Origin of the sequence: Mesorhizobium waimense (assembly GCF_003601975.1) — a bacterium.
GTDB classification, from domain to species: Bacteria; Pseudomonadota; Alphaproteobacteria; order Rhizobiales; family Rhizobiaceae; genus Mesorhizobium; species Mesorhizobium waimense.
Genome location: NZ_QZWZ01000024.1, coordinates 62,612 through 85,263 on the forward strand (window position 1 = coordinate 62,612; position 22,652 = coordinate 85,263).

The window sequence follows — 22,652 nt, forward strand, 5'->3', positions numbered from 1 at the left end:
GCCATAGCCCGAACCTGTACGGAAGGGCAAACGGAGCAGATCATGGACAAGAGTTTGAACGGCTGGGTGAACGGCTTCATCGGCGTGCTGATCTTCAGCGGCTCGCTGCCGGCGACGCGCGTGGCGGTGATGGATTTCGATCCGACATTCCTGACGTCGGCCAGAGCGGCGATTGCCGGACTGCTTGGTCTGGCAATGCTGCTCGTGTTCCGGCAGAAACGTCCGGAGCGCGGGGATCTGCTGTCGCTGGGAATCGTCGCGCTGGGCGTGGTCGTCGGCTTTCCCTTGCTGACCGCTCTGGCGCTCAAGCACGTCACCACGGCCCACTCTATCATCTTCGTCGGGCTGCTGCCGCTGGCGACCGCGATCTTCGGCGTGCTGCGCGGTGGCGATCGGCCAAGGCCGGCGTTCTGGCTGTTCTCCTGCCTCGGCAGCGTGCTTGTTGTCGGCTTTGCCCTGAGCCAAGGCGTGTCCGCCTCACCGATCGGGGATCTCCTGATGCTGTCGGCAATCATCGCTTGCGGGCTGGGCTACGCCGAGGGCGCGGCGCTGTCGCGCAAGCTCGGCGGCTGGCAGGTGATCTGCTGGGCGCTGGTGCTGTCGCTGCCGATCATGCTGGTGCTGACCTTTGCGACGATGCCGCCATCCTTTGCCGACGTCGGCTCCGGCGCGTGGATTGGCCTGGCCTATGTCTCGCTGTTCAGCATGCTGATCGGCTTCGTGTTCTGGTATCGCGGCTTGGCGCAAGGCGGCATTGCAGCGGTCGGGCAGTTGCAGTTGCTGCAGCCCTTCTTCGGCCTCGCGCTGGCGGCAACGCTGCTGCAAGAACAGGTGAGCTCGCTGATGATTGTCGTCACGCTTGGCGTGGTGCTTTGCGTCGTCGGCGCCAAGAAATTCGCCAAGCAGGAAGCGCCGCGACCCGCGACTGTTGGGTGATAGTGCCGGCCGCAGCTAAAATTTCGTCACCACGCCGATGCCGATGCCTTCGAAGCCGCCCATCGCCATCAGCGCTGCCGGCGCTTCGTCGAGGCTGATCTTCTTGCCGACCAGCAGTTCGGGCTTGAGCTTGCCGGTGCGGATCATCTCCATCATCGCCGGATAGCGGTAGGCCTGCATGCCGTGGCTGCCGAGGATCTCGAGTTCGAAGGCGATCACCTTGTCCATCGGCACCTGCGGCCTGGCGTGCTCGGCGAGCATCAGGCCGACCTGCACGTGACGGCCGCGGCGGCGCAGATTGGCGATCGAGTTGAACGAGGTCGTCGGGTGACCGAGCGCGTCCATCGACATATGCGCGCCGCCATTGGTGATCTGCTTGACCGCCTTGACCACATTCGGCGTCTTCGCGGCATTGATCGTCGCCACCGCGCCGATTTTCTTGGCGAAATCCAGCTTCTCGTCGGTGAGGTCGATGGCGATGACATTGGCACCCATCGAACTGGCGATCATGATCGCCGACAGGCCGACGCCGCCGCAGCCATGCACGGCCACCCATTCGCCGGGCTTCACCCGGCCCTGGTCGACGATGGCGCGGAACGAGGTGACGAAGCGGCAGCCGAGGCTGGCGGCGGTGGCGAAGTCCATCTCGTCCGGCAGGCGAACGAGGTTGGTGTCTGCATGGTCGATGGCAACATATTCGGCGAACGAGCCCCAGGAGGTGAAGCCCGGCTGCGTCTGGTGCTCGCAGACCTGGTGGTTGCCCGAATTGCATTCAAAGCAGCGGCCACAGCCGACCGCGAACGGCACGGTGACGCGCTCGCCGGCCTTCCAGCGGGTCACCCGCTTGCCGGCGGCCACGACGACACCGGCCAGCTCGTGGCCCGGCACATGCGGCAGGGTGATGCCGTCATCATGACCCATCCAGCCATGCCAGTCGCTGCGGCATAGCCCTGTCGCCTCGACCTTGATGATGACGCCTTCCGGCGCCGGCTTCGGATCGGGCACGGTCTGGATCGTCGGCGCCTCGCCGAATTTTTCGAAGACGACGGCTTTCATCGGCAATTCCTCATAGTGTCCCGATCCAGTGCTTACTGCGACGCAGGCGCCGCCTCAAGAAGCGGCTGCCATCGCCGAAACCACTCATCGGCTTCGGCGTCCCAAGGCCAGATTCCGTCCAGCGTGGGATACACAAGCTGTATGACCCGGAAATTCAGGCCTTGGTAGAACCAGATGTCCCAGCCGAAGTGCTCAGGATAGTGCGCGATGTGCACTGAACCGAACTGGCAGTCGAACCCTTCTATTAAGCCTGAGTATCGCTGTCCCAACTGAAAAATCTCGCCAGAGCGTATCCGGCCGCAGTACTCGTTTATGATGAACTGGGAGATTTCCTGCTTCAGGCCGACGACGATCAGCTCCGGAGCGCCGAATCTATGCTCTAAGCCTACCGAATAGCTGAAGGGAGGATCGTCATCCTCCTCAAGCACATGCAGGATGTGACAGCCGTAGGTTTCGATGTCGGCCAGCGCCTTGGCCTCGTATGGGTCGGTGGCCTCGCTACTCGGCATCTATCTGATTCTCCGGCGCCGCCTTCCGGAAGGCTGGCAGCGCCATGCAAGCGGAATGAATGCGCGAGATAGTGGGGTACGGCGTCATGTCGACGCCGAAGCGGGCATTGTTGGTGACCTGGGCGACCAGGCAGATGTCGGCCAGCCCCGGTGTGTCGCCATGGCAGAATGTGCCTGTCTCGGGCGATGAAGCGAGAATCTTCTCAAGCGGCTGGAAACCTTCGTTCACCCAGTGGCGGAACCAGTTGACGACGTCCTGGTCACCGGCGCCGAACAGGGTGCGCAGCGAGGTCAGCACGCGTAGATTGTTCACCGGATGGATGTCGCAGGCGATCATCTGCGCCAGCATCCTGACGCGTGCCCGGCCGAGCGCATCCTTTGGCAAAAACGGCGGCTGGGGCACGGTCTCGTCCAGATATTCGATGATCGCCAGCGACTGCGTCAAAAGCGTGCCCTCGCCCAGGATCAGTGCTGGCACCAGCCCTTGCGGATTGACCGCGAGATAGGCCGGCTCCAGATGTTCGCCATGGCGCAGATGATGCGGCACGTAGTCGTAGGTCAGGCCCTTCATCTCCATCGCGATCCGGACCCGGTAGGAGGTGGAGGAGCGGTAGTAATTGTGAAGGACGAGGTCGCTCATCGGATCATTCTGTCGGCTGGCCGATGGTCAGTTCGATCGTGCCAATGCCGTCGACGCCGCCGGTGATCGTCTGGCCCGGCCCGACCGCGCCGACACCGGTCCGGCGTGCCGGTGAAGATGAGGTCGCCTGGTTCCAGTTCCACCGCTTCGCTGCAGATTGAGACGATGTCGGCGATCGGCCAGATCAATTCGGCAAGGTCGCCGTCCTGCCGGACCGCGCCATCGACGGCCAGCCAGATGCGGCCTTTCTCGGGGTGGCCTGAGGTCTGTGCCCGGACCAGCGGGCCGCAAGGCGCTGAGCGGTCGAACGCCTTCGACCAGTCCCAGGGACGCGCCGCCTTCTTGGCATCGTCCTGCAGGTCGCGGCGGGTGAGGTCGATGCCGACGCCATAGCCCCAGACATGGTCGAGGGCCCGCGCGCGAGGAATGCGGAAGCCCGCTTTGCCGATCGCAGCGACCAGATCGATCTCGTGGTGCAGGTTTCTGGTCAGCGGCGGGTAGGCGATCGTCATGCCCGAATCGACCACCTCGTCGGCTGGCTTGGTGAAGAAGAAGGGCGGGTCGCGCTCGTCATTGCCGAGTTCGCGCGCATGCGCCGCGTAGTTGCGGCCGACGCAGAAGATGCGGCGCACCGCAAAACGTGCCTCAGAGCCCGCGACGGCGACCGAAGGGGTTGCGGGCAAGGGGAGGACGAATTCTGTCATACACGGTCTCTGCCAAACTGTGATCTTGTTGGCCGGCACATTCGACCGATTTGGACGGCCGGGCAAGCGCCGGCCAAATATGGCGATGTACTATCTTGCAATAATCTGGCCATGGTCACCGGATTATCCTATTCTGAGCGAAGTGAAGCGACCTCACCATGACCGCAGTCAACGATCGCGCCCGGTTTCTGATCATCGACGACCATCCGCTGTTTCGCGAGGCGCTGCACAGCGCCGTGCAGATGGCCTATCCGGATGTCGACACGGTCGAGGCGCGCTCGATCGCCGAGGCGCTCGATCTCTTGGCCGGCGCGAAGCCGTTCGACCTTGCGCTGCTCGACCTCAGCATGCCCGACGTGCACGGCTTCGACGGGCTGCTGCAGCTCAGGACCCGCCATCCGCGCCTGCCGGTGGTCATCGTCTCGGGCCATGAGGAACCGAGGATCATTTCCGAGGCGCTATCCTATGGCGCTGCCGGCTTCATCCCGAAATCGGCGCGCAAGAGCGATCTCGCCGCAGCCATCCGTTCGGTGATGGACGGCGCCATCTATGTGCCCGAAACCTACGAGGGCCAGCCGCCGGATGCCGACAGCGCCGACCGCGCCGACATGCTGCAGCGCCTGGCGAGGTTGACGCCACAGCAACTCAGGGTGCTGCAAATGCTGCGCCAGGGCATGCTCAACAAACAGATCGCCTATGAGTTGCAGGTTGGCGAGACCACGGTGAAGGCGCATGTCTCCGAAATCCTGCGCAAGCTCAATGTCTACAGCCGCACGCAGGCGGTCATCGAGGTGTCGAAGCTGGACAATGCGGAGTTGTTTCGCGATCAGGCTGGGTTTTGAGTAGGGCGTCGCTGGTCGGGCGAACATGGCAGAAGTGCGCCGTCCATAGAGTGTGAAGCACAATTTTAGCGACAAAGGTGCGTGGTTTGCTGACCTCTATTGGGACGCTAAAACGATATAGATGAAACTATTGCTCTCACTTCGCCTAATCCTAGATTTGAACGGCTATTGTCTTCGCCTGAGACGACGTATGTCACAAATACGACGTCATTCCCATTTGATAGATACCACGCAGACAATAACTTATCTGGTGTTCTTTAAAACGCCACAACGCACTTTATGTTGTTGTATTTCCGAAAAGAAATATTTTCGGCATCGATGGAGTTGTTTTGGCAAAACTCGATCATAAAAGATCTAAGTTCATCGAAAAATTCACGTTCGGGTTTTCGCCACTATGATATTTCGCGATAGAGAATTGAACAACTCCGACACCTGATGCTTCAGCCAAGGTAGGTGGTGACCCTGTGGGAAGGCCGTCAGTTATGTCTTCCCATCCGGAAGGTAGGTCGAAGGTGATATCATAGAATTGTACTATCATTGTGGTTCTTTAGACCGGGTGATTTGCCGTAGCCGGCAGACATGTTGAAAGTGCACTGTCACCATAATTCTCGCTCGCCAGGCCCGGACAAGACGTTATTCAGGAAAATATTCAATATCGAAAGTGGCACCGATATCGCTCAATAGCTCTATTGTTTCTGCCGAGAAAAACATGGGAACAAGCTCTGTTTCAGGAGCTATGGCGATTTTTACCCAGACATCGGTCGCATGGTCCTGGCGAGATAGCCGAATTGAGTTTCTAACATTTCCGTCCAATCTCGACATGAGTTCCTTGATCGCCACATCGAGATCAACGCAACTTTCAAACCGACAGCTTATGTTCCACCCATGCTTTGCCGGCGTCGTCCGGGGAGGCGTCCTCAGGCTGCTTTACCACTGGCCGGTCCGGCTTCATCCCCAGCAACTCTGCCATGTCGCTAGGAGACAGACTTTTGGATGTAATCGAAAGGAACGATGTAACTCTTGTCACTGCTTCTTCCATTTTTCGAGGTTGGCGCTCGCGGTCTTCCGTGCGTGTCTTGAGGAGAAGGGATCAAGCCAGCAAATGCGCCAATAGCGCCCGCAGTTGCGCCGGCTTCAGCGGCTTGCGCATCAGCTCGATGCCGTCGGCGCGGGAGGCCTTGGCGACAATTTCGGAAGCGTCGGCGGTGACGATCAGCGCCGGAACCGGGCGGCCGAGATAGTCACGGACCTCGGCGATGGTGGCGGTGCCGAGGTCGCCGCCGTCGAGATGCTGGTCGGCTATGACGATGTCCGGCACCCAGTCGGTATCGCCGAGCATGTCCAGCGCATCGTCGGTTGAGGTCGCCGCACGCACCACGCATTGCCAGCGCTCGAGCAGGGACGTCATCGCCTGCAGTACGTCGGCGTCGTTCTCGACCAGCAGCACCTTGGTGCCGAACAGGCCGTAGCCGCGCGGCCGTTCCATGTCGGTGGTGCCGGGGATGGCGTCGGCCGAAGCACCAATGCCGACCGGCACGTCGATGTGAAAAATGGTGCCGCGGCCGACCTTCGATGAAAACGTCACGGGATGGCCAAGGGCGGCCGCCATGCGGCGCACGATGGCGAGACCCAGTCCCAGCCCGCCGCCGGAAAGCCCGGTATCGGCGAGTGCGGTGCCGCCGCGGTGGAATTCCTCGAACACCGCCTCGCGCTGGTCGTCGGGGATGCCGCAGCCAGTATCGGCGACATCGATGCGGATGGTGTCGCCACGATGCCTTGTGCCGACCAGCACGCCACCGGAGCGGGTGTAGCGCAGTGCGTTAGACAGGATGTTCTGCAGGATGCGGCGCAGCAGCGTGCGGTCGGAACGCACGACAGCGTTGACCGGCCGGAATTTCAGCGTCAGGCCCTTCATCTCGGCGACGGGCAGGAAATCCGAGCGCAGCGAGGAAAACAGAGTCTCCAGGCTGACGTCGCCGATGTCGGGCTGCACGACGCCGGCGTCGAGCTTGGAAATGTCGAGCAGCGTACGAAGCAAGTCTTCCATCGTCTCCAGCGAACGCTCGACCTGCCGCACCAACTTCTTGCCTTCGTCGCTGGTCTGCAATTCGGCCAGCGCCGAGATGGAAAGGTGGGCGGCGTTCAGCGGCTGCAGCACGTCATGGCTGGCGGCGGCCAGGAACCGGGTCTTGGAGAGGTTCGCCAGTTCTGCGGTTTCCTTGGCGGCGCTGAGGTCGATGTTCGACTGTTCGAGCCGGCGCAAGGTCGAATGCAGTTCCTCGGTGCGCGTGCGCACCCGGTTTTCGAGTGAGATCGCGGTCTGGAACAGCGAGAAGGCATTGCCCTGCTGGTCCATCGAGCGCTCGACGCGGCTGACGAGGGCTGCGTTGATCTTCTTCAGCTTCTCCAGGTCGTTGATGTCTCTCAGCGGCATAGAGAAAAGATCCTATTCTGCCGCCTGGCGCTCGCCGAAGGCGATGCCAGTAAAGGTCTGGTTAAGATGCATCGACCGGTACTGTTCACCATAGGTGCCGAAGCCGATGACGTTGTTGACCCGGTAGAGCTCCGAAATGTCGCGAAAGACCTGGCGGTTGCGGGCGTCGAGCCTTCGCAGCACGCAGTCGAAACCGAGGATCATATCGATGCCGCCGAGCTTTTCCTCGACGTCCTTAAGGGCGGCGCGCGTTGCTTCCACCATGTTCTTCGGCTGGGCGATGGAGAGCACGACGCCGTCGTCGATGGCGCAGAAGAACGACAGCGAGCCGTCGGCATGCATCCTCTGGATCGAGCGGCAATAATATTCGCCACCGACCTTCACCACAACCGGATGCGAGGCGAAACTGAGCGGCGTCAGCGTCTGCGGGATGATGCCGACCGAAGCGGCATATTCCTCGGCGGCATTGATGGCGTTGAATTCGCGCACGATGCGGTGATCGGGATCGGACGCGGTCACCACCAGCTTCTCGTCGGTGGGGATGAAGTTATCGGTCTTGAAGACGTGGAACGGAATTTCCGTGGTGATCAGCATGATGATGGCGCTGTCGGAGGCGACCTTGCCATTGGAGATCAGCCGCGTCGTCTCGAACTTCAGATCGTCGCCGGCCGAGCCGCCGATCAGCGGAATGTCGTCCAGCCCCCAATGGATGGCCGATGTCACCGCTTCCTCGGCATAGGACAGCCCGTCGATCAAGCACAGCGCGAAGGTGCCCTTGGCCAGTTCGTGACCAACGCGGCCGCGCAGCAGGCGCCTCAGCGCGGCGACTTCACCGGTGATCCTGTCCATGCCCGACGAGGAGAGGTTGTCGACCATGATGCTGACTGTCGAAAACGACGCCGAAGGCAGCAGCAAAGCAAGGATGTGGCCTTCCTCCAGACCTTGCGGCGTGATCTCGCCGGCGGTCGAGCAGCCGGCATAGGCAAGCAACGGCGCATGCGCCTTTAGCGCCTGGGACAGGGCCGTCGCGTCGACCAGGCTCTGGGAGAAGAACAGCAGCGCGAAGCCGGCGTCGATGGCTGCCGCTTCCGCCGCGATGGCCTGGGCGAAAACATTGGCGTCGGGCTCATCCGTGGTGAGCGCCGAGAGGCCGCATGCGTAACGCGTGCTCGAACTGGCCAGCTGCCTTCCTCCTGCAGGTCCTCCAACGCTTATTCTTGTGCGTGTCCGGCACGCGGGCGTTGCAAGGCATTGTTGTCTTCGGGGGTCGCTTTGGCAATGGGCCGCCCCCGTCAGGCGTGACCGAAAGTACAATATGCGGCGTTTCGGACGAACTGCATTCTCGCGTCGTGGAGGGCGCACGGCACTTTTTCCCCTGCCTTGTTCGGTATAGGAATAGGCCGATAGCCGCAGCGTCCGGACAACACCGGCGCCGGGACGACCAAGGTAAATTACCCAGGGAGGTTTCATGTCGGACTTATCGTTGATGGTGAACGGCAAGCGGGTCAGCGGCACAGCCGAAGACCGGACGCTGCTGGTTCATTTCTTGCGGGAAAATCTCGGCCTCACCGGGACACATGTCGGCTGCGACACCTCGCAATGCGGCGCCTGTGTCGTGCATGTCGACGGCAAGGCGGTGAAGTCCTGCTCGATGCTCGCGGTGCAGGCCTCGGGGTCGAGCGTCGTGACGATCGAAGGGCTGGCGAATGGCGCAGACCTCCATCCGGTGCAGGCGGCGTTCAAGGAACATCACGGCCTGCAATGCGGCTTCTGCACCCCTGGCATGATCATGACCGCAACCGACATGATCGCGCGCCATCCGGAAGGCCTGGACGAGGCGACCGTGCGCGCCGAACTGGAAGGCAACATCTGCCGCTGCACCGGCTACCACAACATCGTCAAGGCGATCCTCGCCGCATCGAAGACGATGGCCAAGGGAGTCAAGGGCAAGGCGAAACAAGCTGCATAAGGCTAAGGGAATAGGGAGTAGGCAGTAGGGGAGTAGGGCAAACGGCCATACGGAACCGAGAGCCCTTTTCCCTACTGCCTACTCACCTAAATTCGGAGGAATTTCTGATGGGCATTGAAGGTGTTGGCGCTCGGGTCGCGCGCAAGGAAGACAAGAGGTTCATCACCGGCGCCGGCCGCTATGTCGACGACATGGTGGTTCCCGGCATGAAGCATGCGGCCTTCGTGCGCAGCCCGCACGCGCATGCGCAGATCAAGAAGATCGACGTCAAGAAGGCTCAAGCCATGCCCGGCGTCATCGGCGTCCTGACCGGCAAGGAGCTCAAGGCCGACGGCATCGGTAACCTCATCTGCGGCTGGATGATCCATTCCAAGGACGGCTCGCCGATGAAGATGGGCGCCTGGTCGCCGCTCGCTGTCGACAAGGTCCGCTATGTCGGCGACGCGGTCGTCATCGTGGTGGCGGAAACCAAGGGCCAGGCGCGCGATGCGGCCGAGGCGGTCGAGATCACCTACAAGGAGCTGAAAGCCGTCGTCGATGCGACGAAGGCGCTCGAAAAGGGCGCGCCGCAGCTCCATCCGGAGGCCGAGAGCAATCTGATCTTCGACTGGGAGATCGGCGACGCCAAGGCGACCGACGCGGCGATCAAGGCCGCCGCCCACGTCACCCGCATGAAGATCGTCAACAACCGGCTGGTGCCCAACGCCATGGAGCCGCGGGCAGCCCTTGGCCATTACGACAAGGCGGAGGACCACTATACCTGCTGGACGACGTCGCAGAACCCGCATGTCGCACGGCTGGTGATGAGTGCCTTCTACAACATCGCGCCGGAAAACAAATTGCGCGTCATTGCGCCGGATGTCGGCGGTGGCTTCGGCTCGAAGATCTACATCTACCCGGAAGAGATCGTCTGCCTGTGGGCTTCGAAGAAGACCGGCGTTCCCGTCAAATGGGTCGCCGACCGCACCGAAAGTTTTCTGTCGGACGCGCATGGCCGCGACCATGTCTCGACGGTGGAGATGGCCTTCGACAAGAACAACCGGATAACCGGTCTGAAAGTCGACACCATCGCCAATCTCGGCGCCTACATGTCGCTGTTCTCGTCCTGCGTGCCGACCTATCTCTATGCGACGCTGCTGTCGGGCCAGTACGACATCCCGGCGATCCACGCCAATGTGCGCACCGTCTACACCAACACCGCGCCCGTCGACGCCTATCGCGGGGCAGGCCGGCCGGAAGCCACCTATCTGCTCGAGCGCACGATGGAGGCGGCGGCGCGCGAACTCGGCGTGTCGCCAGCGGAGCTGCGGCGCACGAACTTTATCACCTCCTTCCCACACCAGACGCCGGTGATCATGAACTACGACGCCGGCGACTATGCCGCCTCGCTCGACGCGGCGACGAAGGCGTCCGACTATGCCGGCTTTGCCAAGCGCAAGGCAGCGGCCGCCAAGAAGGGGCTGCTGCGCGGCATCGGCATGAGCTGCTACATCGAGGCCTGCGGCATCGCGCCGTCGGCGGCGGTCGGCTCGCTCGGCGCCGGTGTCGGCCTGTGGGAATCGGCCGAGGTGAGGGTCAACGCCGTCGGCACGATCGAGGTGCTGACCGGTTCGCACAGCCATGGCCAGGGCCACGAGACGACGTTCGCGCAACTGGTCAATGAGCGCTTCGGCGTGCCCATCGACAGCGTCTCGATCGTCCATGGCGACACCGACAAGGTGCAGATGGGCATGGGCACCTACGGCTCGCGCTCGGGCGCTGTCGGCATGTCGGCCATCGTCAAGGCGTTGGACAAGGTCGAGGCCAAGGCCAAGAAGATCGCCGCCCACCTGCTCGAAGCCGACGAGGGCGATATCGTCATCGAGAACGGCGCGCTGAAGGTTGCCGGCACCGACAAGAACATACCGTGGTTCCAGATGGCGCTCGCGGCCTACACCGCCCACAATCTGCCGGGCGGCATGGAACCCGGCCTGAAGGAGACGGCGTTCTACGATCCGTCGAACTTCACCTTCCCGGCCGGCTGCTACATCTGCGAGGTCGAGATCGATCCGGAAACCGGCACAACCGAGATCGTCCAGTTCGTTGCGGCGGATGATTTCGGCAACATCATCAACCCGATGATCGTCGAGGGACAGGTGCATGGCGGCATCGCCCAGGGCATCGGCCAGGCGCTACTCGAAGGCGCCCACTATGACGCCAGCGGACAATTGCTGACGGCGAGCTACATGGACTACACCATGCCGCGTGCCGACGACCTGCCGTCGTTCAAGGTCTCGACCTCGAACACGCCGTGCCCGAGCAATCCGCTCGGCATCAAGGGATGCGGCGAGGCCGGCGCCATCGGATCGCCGCCGGCGGTCATCAACGCCATCACCGACGCCATCGGCATCACCGACATTGCCATGCCGGCATCGCCGTCCACGGTCTGGGCAGCGATCCGCGCAGCGACGAAGCACTGAGGAGGACGAAGCATGTATTCGGTCAACTACCACCGCGCCACCTCGGTCGCCGATGCCGCCAAGCTGGTCAAGTCAGGCGACGCCAAGCTGTTGTCGGGCGGCATGACGCTGATCCCGGCGATGAAGACGCGGCTCGCCGCGCCCTCCGACCTTGTCGATCTTTCGCGGATCAAGGAGTTGCAGGGCGTCAAGGTGTCGGGCAAGACCGTCACCATTGGTGCCGCCACGACCCACTACGATGTCGCCAATGACGAGAAGCTGAAAAAGGCCTGTCCGGCGCTTGCCCACATGGCGTCGCTCATCGGTGACCCGGCGGTGCGCCACAGGGGCACGATCGGCGGCTCGATCGCCAACAACGATCCGGCCGCCGACTATCCGGCTGCCCTACTGGCGCTGGGGGCAACGATCGTCACCAACAAGCGTGAGATTGGCGCTGACAAGTTCTTCAAGGGTCTGTTCGAGACGGCGCTGAAGGATGGCGAGATCATCACCGCGGTGAGCTTCAGCGCGCCGGCCAAGGCTGCCTATGAAAAGTTCCGCAATCCGGCCTCGCGTTACGCGATCGTCGGCGTGTTCGTGGCCAAGGGCAAGGACGGCGTCAGCGTCGCCGTCACCGGTGCAGGCGACGACGGCGTCTTCCGCTCCAAGGAGATCGAGGCGGCGCTGGTGAAGAATTTCGCCGCATCGGCGCTCGACGGCGTGAAGGTGCCGGCGAAGAATCTGATGACCGACATCCATGCCTCGGCCGAATACCGCGCCAATCTGATCGCGGTGATGGCCAAGCGCGCGGTGGCTGCAGCCAACGTCTGATCGCTCGTGATGCGATGAATGGAAAAGGGGCCTTGCGGCCCCTTTTGCTGGATCAGGCCGCCTTGCTGTTTTCTCGCGCCGCCAGATAGCGGCGCAGGCCGGCTTCGCCGCGTGGCGTGGTCCAGCGATGGTTCCAGGCAAAGGCCGGCCGCAGCAGCGGCGCCAGCAATTTCAGGATCGGTCTCAGCACCGTCACCTGCCAGATCAGCTTGACATGGGTGCCGGTCCCAGATGGCGACAGTTCCGCACGCCACAGCCCGTCGAAATCGCCAAAAGTCTTGACCACTACCAGCCGGCCTGGCTCGAGTTCGGCCGCCTCGACGATGAAGTTCAACTCGTAGGGCAGGGCACCGCGCGCCCGGGCCTTGGCGCGCGAGCCGACGACGCCCTTGCCTTTCTTGTCGAGCGGCACGACCTCCTTGTAGACCGCGCCCCACCAGAGCGGCAGCAGTTCGGCGTCGGAGAGCACCTCCCACACCTCTTGTGGCGTGCCTTCGGGAATGTCCCAGCTTTCGTCGAAGCGGAAGACGTTGCTCGGCATGGTGTTTCGCCCCGGGCTGGCGGAAGCAACTACATTGGTCTTGGCTTGTTCACTGCGCCGGTGAAGTTCGCTGGAGGTTAGCCGCCGATCTGCCTCGCGTAGTAACGCACCGCCTTCCTGCCGCCATGGATCACCGCGTCGCCGACCTCGGCAAAGCCGAGCGCGGCATGGAAGGCATCCGAAGCCGGATTGGGCGGATCGGCATTCACCTCGCAGGTGACGATGCTGTGGCCGGCGCGCGAAACCTGGTCGAACAGATCCTCGTAGAGCCGGCGCGCATGGCCACGGCCGCGCGCTTGCGCCGCGACCACCACCCGGTCGACATAGACGAAGCGCAAATAGCGCTCGCGGAACCAGAGGAAGTTCGGACTGTCGTATTGGGCATCCTGGTCGAAGGTCATGATGAAGGCTTCGAGCGCGCCGATGCGGCGCGTGTAAAACGCCTCGCCAACCAGGAAGGACAGCCGCTCGGGCTCGAGCCACGACAGTTCGGCCGCATGCTCGTTGTTGAGCGTCAGTATGGCAGTTTCGTCCTCGGGCAAGACCCGGTCTATCGGCAAAGGTGCATTCATGGTCAAGCCCTGGCAGCCGCGATAGTCGCCGCCACCAGTGTCTGGTCGGTGACGGTGGTGCGGTATTCGCGGTCGATGTCGGTGCCGCCCATGCCGACATGCGGATTGCGGTAGCGCATTACGCTCGGCACGTCGGTGAGCGCGGCGAAATGCACTTCGCTCAGCCCGGTTTTCCTGAGCACCTCGGCGATGTTGTCGGGGGCGAGCGCGCCGCAGCCGAGGATCATGATACGGTCGCCGGCCTGGCGGACAAGATCGGCCAGCAGGTCCGCCCCTTCCAGCGCCGTGTCGCGCTGGCCGCTGGTCAGCACGCGGCCAACCTTGCAGCGTATGAGAGCCTCGAGCGCCTCGGCGGCATCGCGGGTCATGTCGAAAGCGCGGTGGCAGGTGACGTTGAGCGAACCGGCCGCCTGCACCAGCGCGCTCATGCGCTCTTCGTCGATGGTGCCGTCCGCGTTGAGGCAGCCGACGACGACACCGGCGGCGCCGAGATCGCGGAGCGCGCTTACATCGGCCAGCATCGAGCGGTATTCGGTCTCGCTGTAGAGAAAGTCACCGCCGCGCGGCCGCACGATGACGTGGAACGGAATGGTCGCAAGCTCGAGTGCTGCGCGCACCGTGCCGAGACTCGGCGTGATGCCGCCTTCGACCAGGCTGGCGCAGAGTTCGACCCGGTCGGCGCCGGCGGCCTGCGCTGCAAGCAGCCCGTCAATGCCTTCCACGCACAGTTCGATCAGGGGCAGTCGAGGATTTTTAGTCAAAGTGCGGTCCGTCCGTGATTTTCGCGGACAGCCCTAGCATCGGGTTTGTCGCCTTGAAAGCGGCAATGATCGGTCCAATGCGCGGCTGGCGATGGCCTTCTAGCATCCATGCCCGCTTGACATACCCATAACTCGTCAGTTATGTATCAACTTATAACCATCGGGTTATTGAATGGCGGCGCCACCGACGACCGCCCTGACGAAAATCGATTTGAAGGAGACCAATCATGCAAGCACGACTGAAGAACCCGGTGATGCTCATTCCCGGCGCCCTGCAGGCACTGCTGGCGCTGGACAAATCGACCGAAGCCGCCGAGGTACCCTATGTGACGCGCAAGCTGGTGCACCTGCGTGCCAGCCAGATCAACGGCTGCAGCGTCTGCGTCGACATGCATGCGCGTGAGCTGAAGAAGGCCGGCGAAAAGGACGAGCGTATCTTTGCCGTCTCCGCCTGGCGCGAAACGCCTTACTTCAACGATGCCGAACGCGCCGCCCTGGCGCTGACTGAGGCCACGACCCGGTTGAGCGACCGTTCGGATGCGGTCCCCGACGATGTCTGGAACGAAGCCGCCCGGCACTATGACGAAAAGGGGCTGGCCGCATTGGTGGTCCAGATCGCGCTGATCAATGCGTTCAACCGGCTCAACGCCGCCACCAGACAGCCCGTCGGCGCCTGGGACTAAAGCAGTTCCAGGAAAAGTGCGCAGCGGCTTTCCGTCCGGAACTGCGTGGAAACAAACCCCTTAGAGCGGTTCGCCGGTTCCATCAAAAGCTGAACCGCTCTAAGAGCTACTGGCGCAGCACTGTGTTCTTGGCGCCTTGCTCGACCTGGTCGATGACCAAAAGCTTGACCGGGCCGTCGCCGACATTGGTGGCCTGGTGCCACTGGCCGATCATCTCGATGATGAAATCACCGGTCTTGTAGGTGTTGCTCTTGCCGGTCTCGACATTCGTCACCTGAAGCGTTCCGGCCTGCACATAGGCGTAGCGGGGAAACGGGTGCTTGTGGACCGGCAAGGTCGCGCCCACCGCAATGTCAAAGGTCGAAACCAGGACCTGGACGTTTTTCTGCGGCAGCGTGATCGGCTGGCCCGAGGCCGTCTGCGTGCGATCGGCAAGCGGTGTCACGACAACTGGCGTTCCACTGCTGTCCAGCGCCTCGGCCGTATTTGCAAAAAGCGCGGCGCAAAGCAGCAGCGCCGATGCCAGGATGTTTCGCATGGTTCCTCCCAAAGACACTGTTGCACCATCGCCCGGCGGGCATGCGCGTGCAAGCGTCTCTCGCAGGCAGAACCGAACAGGATTTGGGTCGCAAACCCACCGTCGGGCGCAATGGCGGATACGGAATCTGAAATCGGTCCGATCGATTGATCGCCGCTTTTCGAGGATGGCCGGCGCCGCAGGGGGCGGGGAGATTGGGGTTGCCTGATGGCGCCGGCCACGCGGCGTCAAGTCCGCCGCTGAGCCAAGCATAGCAAAGTCCGCCGGATTGATTATTGCGCGATCGCGTAAGCCGGCCCTTCGGCCCTTGCGCAGCGCGATGGTGTGTCGCTCAAATCCATTGCTCGTTTTTGTGTGCGCGGCGCATCAGGCCTCGACCCCTTCGCCCGCGCCCGGCATTGTCGCCCTTGAATTTGCAGCGCTACTCCTTGGGAGGAGGGGCACTCAATCGCCGGTAGGGGACGCCGTCGAAGACTGCCGTCACGAAGTCGGTGACCGACATCTTGCGTTTGCGGCCGTCGCTGCATTTGTAGACCGGCCAACCGTCATCGCTGCATTCGCTGGCGGCGCAGATGCGGGCAAGGCAATTTCCAGTCGTCAGCCGGAAGCCGCCCGTACCGACAAAACCCTGCAACAGGCTGCCGTCCGCCGCGCGCCACGTTCGCGCACGGAATTCCGCGCGCAGGAGCCTCGGCTCGAGAGGCACCGCAAGGTTGGTTTCGCCGCCACGCGCCGTGAGATTGAGACGGTTGCGCGCCATTCCCGTGGTGTAGGCGGTCACAAGATCCGATTCGCCTGAATAGGCTCGTGCCATGTCGGATCGGTCAAGCAGGTGAGACACCGGCGCGCCTGCCTCGACCGGCTTCGTCGCGTCACTGGCGCGACCATCGGAGATGAAGGCGTGAGCAGCCAAGAGAGCCAGGGCGTGCCCTGCAAACCGATTCCTCGCCATGGTCCAATGCCCCCATTGCATCCATTTGACATGGATTTCGGGCAATAGTTGCAGGAAACCGCCAGGAATCAAGGATTGCTTATGTCCGGCCAGGCAAAGGCACTATCGTGCATATGCCGTACGCGACCGAATGGTCATCGGTTAGTCAAGCCTCTTAAGTCTTTGAAATTGTTGGCTCCAAGGGATCGACGAAGCGGCGAAATACGAATTCGCCATAGCGCTACGCCGAGACGCGCCACAGCCGCATCAAATGCGAAAACGTGATCGTGACCGCGCAGAAGCACTACGCCTTGCAGGTGGGCGGCCGCCATCGCTCCGGGATCGCGCCGTTGCTCTGGCGCAAGAGCGCGGCGAGGTGCGGACCCGCGATCTCACCGACATCGGCATCCCACGGCGCTATCTCTCCCGGATGTGCGAGGAAGGGCTGCTCGTGAAGGTCGGCTATGGGTGGTATCGAGCCGGTGCGTTGAAGGCGGCCTGACCTTCAGGCCGTGCCGAGTGCGCCATAGGATCGCGCCACTTCGATGACCCCGCCAATCCGGCCTTCGCGGAGGGCGTCGATCGGACGCAGGCCGCCGAGGCGAGGACTGCTCGTGAAGGCGGGTTACGGCCGCTATCGTGCTGTCCTTCCGAAGGCCGCTTGACCCGTCGCGTTTGGGCCGAAAGCTGGCTGGCAGCTCGGCGCAGGCTCTGTACTCACCTGACCCGATGCGGACGCTTGATCACTAGGAGCGTATCGTCCGCTTTGCCAAAAGCTTTCACCGCCGCGGTAACCATGTCGGACTCCAAGCCCCCAATTCTTCGAGAGGGACCTCCAGCTTCGACAGAAATCCGGGTCTAGAGCATTTCCCTGGCATCTGAGTTAATATTGCGGCTGAGGGACCCGAATTCAGCCTTGGGAGAGCTATGTGGATGTTGCCGCTTGGTTGCGAGGCCTCGGCCTCCAGCAATACGAGCAGGCATTTCGCGACAACGCGATCGACGCGGAAGTCCTGCCGGAGCTGACCGATGCCGACCTTGAGAAGCTCGGTATGCTCCTCGGTCATCGCAAGCGATTCCGCAAAGCGGTAGTGGGGCTGGGGCCGTCGTCAAGCCATCCCGACGCGAGCACCGATGACATCGTGGCTCAGAGCCGCACCCGGGAGCTAAGCGCGGAGCGTCGACAGCTGACCGTCATGTTCGTGGATCTCGTCGGCTCGACGGCGCTGGCAACGCGTCTGGATCCCGAGGACCTGCGTGAGACCATCGGAGCGTATCACCGCTGTGTCGCCGATACGGTCGCCCACTTCGGCGGCTTTGTCGCCAAGTATATGGGCGACGGAGTTTTGGTGTATTTCGGCTACCCGCAGGCGCACGAGAACGCCGCCGAGCAGGCGGTGCGCGCTGGCCTTGCTCTCGTCAATGCCGTTAGGCGACTCCCAGAGCCCGAGCCATTGCGGGTTCGTATCGGCATCGGCACCGGACAGGTCGTCGTTGGCGATCTGATCACCGCCGGCGAAGGGCAAGAGCGCGGCGTCGTGGGCGAGACGCCGAACCTCGCCGCCCGCCTGCAAGCTCTTGCCGAACCCGACGCGGTCGTGATCGGGCCGCAAACGCGGCAGCTGGTCGGCGATCTTTTCGAATATCGCGATCTTGGCGCCGTCGAGGTGAAAGGCTTTCTGGAGCCGATCCATCCCTATCAAGTGTTTCGTGAGAGCGCTGTCGAAAGCCGGTTCGAGGCGCTGCATGGGACGACGCCGACGCCGCTGGTCGGGCGTGGGGAGGAGGTTGACCTGCTGCAACGCCACTGGCATCGCGCGAAAAGTGGTGAAGGTCGTGTGGTGCTGCTCTCAGGCGAGCCCGGGATCGGAAAGTCGCGCCTCACCGTCACCTTGCAGGAGCGGATCCAGAATGAGCCACACACCCGCTTGCGCTATTTCTGTTCGCCGCACCGTCAAGACAGCGCGCTCCACCCGACCATTGCGCAGCTAGAACGTGCCGCCGGGTTGGAGCGCGACGACCCACCTGAGAGGAAGCTGGATAAGCTTGCGGCTCTGCTTGCCCCGGCCTCGCCGGAGGACGTGGCGCTGCTGGCCGAGCTGCTGTCGTTGCCGACCGAAGGTCGCTTCCCGCCTCTCCAACTGACGCCCCAGCGGAAGAAAGAGAAGACCTTCGATGCGTTGCTCCGGCAGCTCGAAGACCTGGCGCGACAAGGTCCGGTGCTGATGCTCTTCGAGGATGTGCACTGGATCGACCCCAGCTCGCGCGAGCTGCTCGACCTTGTAGTCGAGCGGGTGCCGCGCCTGCCAGTGCTGCTTTTCCTCACGTTCCGCCCCGAGTTTCAACCGCCATGGACCGGGCAGGCGCACGTCACGGTACTTGTCCTCAATCGGCTCGACCGTCGTGAAGGCGCCGCGCTGGTCCAGCGGGTCGTCGGCACCGGAGAGCTGCCGAGCGACGTTGTCGCGGAGATCATCGAGCGCACGGATGGGGTGCCACTGTTCGTCGAGGAGCTGACCAAGGCGGTGTTGGAGGGCGGCAACGCCAGGACAGTGCTCTCAAGAGCTGCTGCGACGGCGTTGAGCGTCCCCGCCACGCTGCATGCCTCTTTGATGGCGCGGCTCGATCGCCTCGGCTCAACCGTTAAGGAGGTCGCACAGGTCGGCGCGGTTCTTGGTCGGGAGTTCTCCTACGAATTGCTGGCAGCGGTCGCACAGCGAAATGCCGCTGAGCTAAATGGCGCACTGGATCAACTCGTCGGCGCCGGTCTGGTGTTCTGCCGCGGGACGTGGCCACTGGCCACTTACCTCTTCAAGCATGCGCTCGTTCAGGACGCAGCGTATGGCACGCTGCTGCGCGCTAAGCGCCAGGAGCTACATAAGCGTGTCGCAGATGTGTTGGAGGAAAAGTGTATCGAAATCACTGAAGCGCAACCCGAGCTCCTCGCGCACCACCTTCAGGAAGCTGGGGATTGGGCGGGCGCGCTCGATCACTGGCAAAAGGCGGGAAGGGCCGCCGTGGCCAGAGCTGCCACTCGGGAAGCCGTGTCGCACTTTGCCAGTGCTATTGACTGCAGCAGGAGACTTGGCGATGTGTCCGGCGGCGCCGAACGGATGACACGTCTCCACCTTGCGATGGCCAATGCCTTGATGCAGGCTGAAGGGTATCGTTCTGAGCGCCTTGGGAAGACGCTTGAAGATGCACGTCTTGCCGCCGCGAACACTGCATTGGTCGAATTGCAATGTGACGTTGCGCTTTCACTCGCCCCATTTTTTTATGCCACTGGGCGCAATCACGATTACCTGACCCTGGCCGAAGAGCAGCTCGCAAACTGTGCCGATCTCCTTCCAACGGCCTATCTGAGTGGTCTTTGGGCAACCAAGGGGATTGCTCATTTCAACCGGGGAGAACAACCGCAGGCAGCGGAGGCTTTGCGGAATGCCTTAGATCTGATTGATCGTGTTGACCCAAGTCGCCGTATTTTGTTCGCCGGTGCGGATCAACGTGTCTCTACCCAGGACTATCTTAGCGGTTCGCTGATCATTTTGGGCTTCATCGATGCTGCAGTCGAAGAGAACGAGCGCTTGGTTCGAAATGTTGACCAATTCGACAAGCCCTTCGACTTCGCCTGGCGTCTTCTCGCTCAGTGCGATTTGTGTGCGCTAGTCGGTCAATACGAGGAACTCCTTGAGAACGCTACGAAGATCGTCGAGATTTGCGAACGGCATGGCTACACGGCGCGTCGAAGTAGCGCCATTAGGTGGCGTGGCCATGCCCGCTCGCATTTAGGTGAACTGGATGCCGGCATCGATGACGTCCGGGAGAGTATGGTTCTTTGGCGTGGGCAGGGCGTCGTATTTCATACCCCTGAGAAAGCATGCGAACTTTGTGATCTTCTCCTGCGGGCCGGTCGCATCGAAGACGCATCGCAAATGCTTGATGATGTCGATACCCTCGTTTTCGATACGGACGAGGCGAGCTACCTAGCAGAATGTATTCGCTTTCGTGGCCAAATCGCCGCTGGCCGAAGTGACCTGACGGGTGCAGCGCACCTATTCGAAACAGCAATTGCCACTGCCCGTCGGCAGCAAGCGAGACTCTTCGAGCTTCGCGCCGCAACGCAACTAGCACCAGTTCTGGCACGTCAAGGTCGTGTCCATGAGGCCGCGACGCGTCTGCAAGCGGTGGTCCACACATTTAACACTAGGTATCCAATCGTCGACCTCATCGCGGCACAACGGGCGCTGGACGCCCTGAGCCGTTGAGGTCGCACCATCTGCGTCGGTTCCGACAACGTAGTTTGCGTCGATTTGATGCAAGCTTGGCGCATTGCGCACCCGAGACGCGCGTTCGTTTGGACTGGAATGTAACGGAATGGTTGAGATGAGACGTTCACGCTTGTCCCCGCGTAGGTCCGAACACGGCGCGAGCGCGACCTTGAGCATGGTCAGCTGCGATGTCTTCTGTGGATGGCTCCCGCGGTGCAAGGGGTTAGTTGAGTTTTGCGGATATCCGGTCAGGCTGGCCGGGGCGGAGGCTGTCCGACATTGACACTATCCTCTCCAGGGGGATAGCATAAGGCATGAGCGAACGTTCCCACATTCACGAAACCCATCCCGACATCATCAAGCGGCTGAAGCGCGCCGACGGCCATCTGCGCGGCATCATCGAGATGATCGAAGCCGGCCGGCCGTGTCTCGACATCGCCCAGCAACTGCATGCGGTCGAGAAGGCCATCTCCCAGGCCAAGAAGACGCTGATCCAGGATCACCTCAACCATTGCCTGGAGGACGTCGTCGGACCGCTTGCGCGCGAGCAGCGCCGCTCGATCGACGAGTTCAAGGACATCACCAAATACCTGTGAGACACGCGTTATGATGGACAGCGTTCGCGACTGGTTCGGCTTCGGCCCGGCAGCCCAAGGCTTTGCCGGGCATGGCCATGACCATGGCGAGGGCGGCCACGGTCACACGCACGGTGTGGTCGACCCGACCATTGCGACGACGACACGCGGCATCTGGGCAATCAAATGGTCGTTCGTGGTGCTGGCCATAACGTCATTGCTTCAGCTGGTCATCGTGTTCCTCTCGGGCAGCGTGGCGCTGCTCGCCGACACCATCCACAATGTCGGCGACGCAGTCACCGCCATACCGCTGTGGATCGCCTTCATGCTGGCAAGGCGCAAGCCGAGCAAGACCTTCACCTACGGCCTTGGCCGCGTCGAGGACTTGGCCGGCATCGTCATCGTGCTGATCATCCTGTTCAGCGCCCTCGTCGCCGGCTACGAGGCGATCGACAGGCTTATCAACCCAAAACCCATTACCTTCCTCGGCTGGGTGGCCGCCGCCGGCCTGATCGGCTTCCTCGGCAACGAGGCGGTCGCCGTGTTCCGGATCCGCGTCGGGCGCGAGATCAACAGCGCCGCGCTGATCGCGGACGGCTATCACGCCCGCACCGACGGCTTCACCAGCCTGGCGGTGGTGCTTGGCGCCATCGGCGTCTGGCTCGGCTTTCCGCTCACCGATCCGATCATCGGCCTTTTCATCACGGTGGCGATCTTCGCCATCGTCTGGCAGTCGTCGAAGGCGGTGCTGACGCGCATGCTCGACGGTGTCGAGCCGGGCATCGTCGATGAGATCCACCATGCGGCCGAGCATATTCGGGGTATCGAGCGGGTCGCCCAAGTCCAGGCGCGCTGGATCGGCCATCGCCTGCATGCCGATATCGCCATCAAGGTGGCCGACACCGCGTGCGCCAGGGACGTGGTCGGCCTCACCGATGCCCTGAGGGGAGAGTTGTTCGATCACCTGCCGGCGCTCTCGGAGGCGAACATCCGCCTGGAAGGCGAGGGCAGGCCCGAGGCGGGAAGTTCCGGCCACGCCCATCACGCGCCCGACCCGTTCAAAGTCGCCTGTGATCTGGCAACCGGAACGCTCGAAATCGTCGATACGCCCGCTGGCGAGCGCATGCGCCTCACCATCGACAGCCATGCCGACGATCTCGGGGCGACCGTGATCATCGACCGGGCCGAAGGCCCCGAGACGCTGCCTCTCGGACCCGTCGCCGGCGATCACCACCGGCTCAAGAGCAGCGTCGCCCCGGCCGAGCCGCACGAGTTCGAGGCAAAGCTGATCCTGACCGCGAAGGGCAGGGAACAGGTCCTGAAGTTCAAGATGGTCGAGCCGGAAGGCCACCATCATTGACGATGGACGCCTCGCGCGGCATCACAAGCCGGACTGCGAAGATCCCGGGAGGCCGGCAAGGGCG

Annotated in this window: 21 protein-coding genes and 1 pseudogene; 10 read left to right on the forward strand and 12 right to left on the reverse strand. The window is 62.5% G+C overall.

Annotation, left to right across the window (positions count from 1 at the left end):
* The first annotated feature begins 42 nt into the window (after positions 1-42).
* The gene (locus D3227_RS25960; protein ID WP_120017156.1) at positions 43-936 is read left to right on the forward strand and encodes a DMT family transporter; all 894 of its coding nucleotides are present in this window, start codon (positions 43-45) and stop codon (positions 934-936) included.
* Between the two features lie 15 nt (positions 937-951).
* On the opposite strand, the gene D3227_RS25965 is transcribed toward D3227_RS25960, so the two are convergent.
* From D3227_RS25965 to D3227_RS25980, 4 genes and pseudogenes are all read right to left on the reverse strand, one after another.
* Positions 952-1,992 (reverse strand): zinc-dependent alcohol dehydrogenase family protein, encoded by a 1,041-nt coding sequence (locus D3227_RS25965; RefSeq protein ID WP_120017128.1) that lies wholly within the window; start codon positions 1,990-1,992, stop codon positions 952-954.
* Between the two features lie 32 nt (positions 1,993-2,024).
* On the reverse strand, positions 2,025-2,501 hold the full coding sequence (locus D3227_RS25970; RefSeq protein ID WP_120017129.1) for a DUF4262 domain-containing protein: 477 nt from the start codon (positions 2,499-2,501) through the stop codon (positions 2,025-2,027).
* Entirely contained in the window at positions 2,491-3,141 is a 651-nt protein-coding gene (maiA, locus tag D3227_RS25975; RefSeq protein WP_120017130.1) for a maleylacetoacetate isomerase, read from the reverse strand. The genes D3227_RS25970 and maiA overlap by 11 nt, the downstream gene beginning before the upstream one ends.
* Before the next feature lie 4 nt (positions 3,142-3,145).
* A pseudogene (locus D3227_RS25980) lies at positions 3,146-3,845 on the reverse strand (fumarylacetoacetate hydrolase family protein).
* Positions 3,846-4,003: 158 nt separating this feature from the next.
* Between D3227_RS25980 and D3227_RS25985 the strand changes: the two are divergent.
* On the forward strand, positions 4,004-4,687 hold the full coding sequence (locus tag D3227_RS25985; protein WP_120017131.1) for a response regulator: 684 nt from the start codon (positions 4,004-4,006) through the stop codon (positions 4,685-4,687).
* Positions 4,688-5,320: 633 nt separating this feature from the next.
* Here the strand turns inward: D3227_RS25985 and D3227_RS25990 are convergent.
* From D3227_RS25990 to D3227_RS26000, 3 genes are all read right to left on the reverse strand, one after another.
* Positions 5,321-5,608 (reverse strand): DUF4279 domain-containing protein, encoded by a 288-nt coding sequence (locus tag D3227_RS25990; RefSeq protein ID WP_120017132.1) that lies wholly within the window; start codon positions 5,606-5,608, stop codon positions 5,321-5,323.
* Positions 5,609-5,777: 169 nt separating this feature from the next.
* Positions 5,778-7,121, reverse strand: a complete 1,344-nt coding sequence (locus tag D3227_RS25995) for an ATP-binding response regulator (RefSeq protein ID WP_120017133.1) — start codon at positions 7,119-7,121, stop codon at positions 5,778-5,780.
* 12 nt (positions 7,122-7,133) lie between these two features.
* Positions 7,134-8,591 carry an FIST N-terminal domain-containing protein gene (locus D3227_RS26000; RefSeq protein ID WP_342634013.1) on the reverse strand — a complete coding sequence of 486 codons (1,458 nt, stop codon included), beginning with the start codon at positions 8,589-8,591 and terminating at the stop codon, positions 7,134-7,136.
* Between D3227_RS26000 and D3227_RS26005 the strand changes: the two genes are divergently transcribed.
* From D3227_RS26005 to D3227_RS26015, 3 genes are all read left to right on the forward strand, one after another.
* Positions 8,590-9,090, forward strand: a complete 501-nt coding sequence (locus D3227_RS26005; RefSeq protein WP_120017134.1) for a (2Fe-2S)-binding protein — start codon at positions 8,590-8,592, stop codon at positions 9,088-9,090. The genes D3227_RS26000 and D3227_RS26005 overlap by 2 nt on opposite strands.
* Before the next feature lie 107 nt (positions 9,091-9,197).
* Positions 9,198-11,549 (forward strand): xanthine dehydrogenase family protein molybdopterin-binding subunit, encoded by a 2,352-nt coding sequence (locus tag D3227_RS26010; protein WP_120017135.1) that lies wholly within the window; start codon positions 9,198-9,200, stop codon positions 11,547-11,549.
* A 12-nt stretch (positions 11,550-11,561) separates the two neighbouring features.
* Complete coding sequence (locus tag D3227_RS26015; RefSeq protein WP_120017136.1) at positions 11,562-12,359, forward strand: FAD binding domain-containing protein; 798 nt, start codon at positions 11,562-11,564, stop codon at positions 12,357-12,359.
* A gap of 52 nt (positions 12,360-12,411) precedes the next feature.
* Here the strand turns inward: D3227_RS26015 and D3227_RS26020 are convergent, their stop codons facing one another.
* The 3 genes from D3227_RS26020 to D3227_RS26030 all read right to left on the reverse strand — a co-directional run bounded on the left by D3227_RS26020 (position 12,412) and on the right by D3227_RS26030 (position 14,233).
* Positions 12,412-12,900, reverse strand: a complete 489-nt coding sequence (locus D3227_RS26020) for an SRPBCC family protein (RefSeq protein ID WP_120017137.1) — start codon at positions 12,898-12,900, stop codon at positions 12,412-12,414.
* 77 nt (positions 12,901-12,977) lie between these two features.
* Positions 12,978-13,472, reverse strand: coding sequence for a GNAT family N-acetyltransferase (locus D3227_RS26025; protein ID WP_120017138.1), 495 nt, complete (start codon positions 13,470-13,472; stop codon positions 12,978-12,980).
* Positions 13,473-13,474: 2 nt separating this feature from the next.
* Positions 13,475-14,233: a copper homeostasis protein CutC gene (locus D3227_RS26030; protein WP_120017139.1), complete on the reverse strand. Its 759-nt coding sequence runs from the start codon at positions 14,231-14,233 to the stop codon at positions 13,475-13,477.
* A gap of 227 nt (positions 14,234-14,460) precedes the next feature.
* Between D3227_RS26030 and D3227_RS26035 the strand changes: the two genes are divergently transcribed.
* Positions 14,461-14,916: a carboxymuconolactone decarboxylase family protein gene (locus tag D3227_RS26035; protein ID WP_120017140.1), complete on the forward strand. Its 456-nt coding sequence runs from the start codon at positions 14,461-14,463 to the stop codon at positions 14,914-14,916.
* A 106-nt stretch (positions 14,917-15,022) separates the two neighbouring features.
* Here D3227_RS26035 and D3227_RS26040 read toward each other — a convergent pair whose 3' ends face one another.
* Entirely contained in the window at positions 15,023-15,454 is a 432-nt protein-coding gene (locus tag D3227_RS26040) for a cupin domain-containing protein (protein WP_120017141.1), read from the reverse strand.
* Positions 15,455-15,875: 421 nt separating this feature from the next.
* A complete protein-coding gene (locus D3227_RS26045; RefSeq protein ID WP_245451881.1) occupies positions 15,876-16,406 on the reverse strand; it encodes a hypothetical protein in 531 nt (176 codons plus the stop codon).
* A 250-nt stretch (positions 16,407-16,656) separates the two neighbouring features.
* Here D3227_RS26045 and D3227_RS26050 point away from each other — a divergent pair, with 250 nt between their 5' ends.
* The 4 genes from D3227_RS26050 (at position 16,657) to D3227_RS26065 (ending at position 22,588) form a co-directional block, all read left to right on the forward strand.
* On the forward strand, positions 16,657-16,887 hold the full coding sequence (locus D3227_RS26050) for a type IV toxin-antitoxin system AbiEi family antitoxin domain-containing protein (protein ID WP_120017142.1): 231 nt from the start codon (positions 16,657-16,659) through the stop codon (positions 16,885-16,887).
* Between the two features lie 427 nt (positions 16,888-17,314).
* Positions 17,315-20,650 carry an AAA family ATPase gene (locus tag D3227_RS26055; RefSeq protein ID WP_120017143.1) on the forward strand — a complete coding sequence of 1,112 codons (3,336 nt, stop codon included), beginning with the start codon at positions 17,315-17,317 and terminating at the stop codon, positions 20,648-20,650.
* Between the two features lie 317 nt (positions 20,651-20,967).
* A complete protein-coding gene (locus D3227_RS26060; protein ID WP_120017144.1) occupies positions 20,968-21,249 on the forward strand; it encodes a metal-sensing transcriptional repressor in 282 nt (93 codons plus the stop codon).
* A gap of 10 nt (positions 21,250-21,259) precedes the next feature.
* Positions 21,260-22,588 carry a cation diffusion facilitator family transporter gene (locus tag D3227_RS26065; RefSeq protein ID WP_120017145.1) on the forward strand — a complete coding sequence of 443 codons (1,329 nt, stop codon included), beginning with the start codon at positions 21,260-21,262 and terminating at the stop codon, positions 22,586-22,588.
* The last annotated feature ends 64 nt before the right edge of the window (positions 22,589-22,652 follow it).